Genomic DNA, 291 nt, shown 5'->3' on the forward strand with positions numbered 1-291 from the left:
GTGCCTGAAGTCGGTGACCGCAAGGAGCTGCCTAGGGTAAAACTGGTAACTAGGGCTAAGTCGTAACAAGGTAGCCGTACCGGAAGGTGCGGCTGGAACACCTCCTTTCTAGAGCCTCAAGTGTTAGTGGAAACACACGCTGAGGAAAAAAGAAGAAGCTTTATAGGTTTTGATTTTAAGACTATTTTACTCTTGCTGTTAGTTCAAATAATAAATTTTAAGTAAAACAGAGTCTCGTAGCTCAGCTGGTTAGAGTACTACACTGATAATGTAGGGGTCGGCAGTTCGAGT

The 291-nt window shown here is 44.0% G+C and carries 1 rRNA gene; it reads left to right on the plus strand.

Features of this window, described 5'->3' with window-relative positions:
• A 16S ribosomal RNA gene (locus tag ACHRWY_RS27665) occupies positions 1–108 on the plus strand; the annotation flags it as partial.
• Between the last annotated feature and the right edge of the window lie 183 nt (positions 109–291).

It is taken from the genome of Flavobacterium sp. FlaQc-48 (assembly GCF_044007335.1).
Classification (GTDB): Bacteria; Bacteroidota; Bacteroidia; order Flavobacteriales; family Flavobacteriaceae; genus Flavobacterium.